Source organism: Vibrio sp. 1078-1, assembly GCF_033340475.1.
The window spans coordinates 1-794 of sequence record NZ_JAWOWM010000224.1; the positions used below are offsets into that span (position 1 = coordinate 1).

The 794-nt window shown below is 43.1% G+C and carries 1 pseudogene; it reads left to right on the plus strand.

From position 1 onward, the window contains the following. Positions 1–471 precede the first annotated feature (471 nt). Positions 472–794, plus strand: a pseudogene (locus R7190_RS26770) (chemotaxis protein); the annotation flags it as partial.

Below are 794 nucleotides of genomic sequence, written 5' to 3' on the forward strand. Positions count from 1 at the left end.
GTGTCAGAGCACACCCTGACAACAATAACGCGGGGACTAACAATATACTGCGCATAACTATTGCCCATAACTATGATTAAGCCGATCAATATAATCCTCGTTCCATGACCTTCACATTTTTAATGGATTATTTACCGCTCAAACGTGATCTACATCACCATTTAATGAAATCAATTATCATTTACAAAACACGACAAATCCTTTCTTTACAAATACATAAAACAAGCCGCTCTCGTATTAGTTTCTTATTTCTTATAAAGCTCAAATTCGCGACATAGCGCCAGTATTTATTTTGAGCAGTAAAATATAATCAATCGATGATTTCGGCGTCAAAACCGCTTTTCAGCGACGACGCCGGATCATATACGAATGAAAATAACCAATAACAAACTACCCCGCGATTTTAGGTCAATGGGCATTAAGCCCGACACTTAACGCCGCTTGGGTACAAAAAATCTATTAATCGCTGCTATGTTCAAAAATTTATCACTGAAGAATAAACTGGCTATCTCGGCCAGTGCTGCCATCATCCTTGGGGGCGTGTTAGTCGAAGGCTTGTCTTTTCGAGATTCGTTACAACGGTTGGATGCGGAAGTTGCCCAGCGTCTGGAAAGCACCAGCGCGTCATACAACCAGTACGTAAGTGACTGGCTACTCTCTAAAGAGCGAGCACTCACCTCCCTTTCTGATGAGTCAGAAAAACGAGCCATCGTGACGCACTTGAAGCAGGTACGAGATTCCGGCGCGTTCGATAACGTCTTCCTCGCTTACCCAGACGGCTCACAAAACAACGC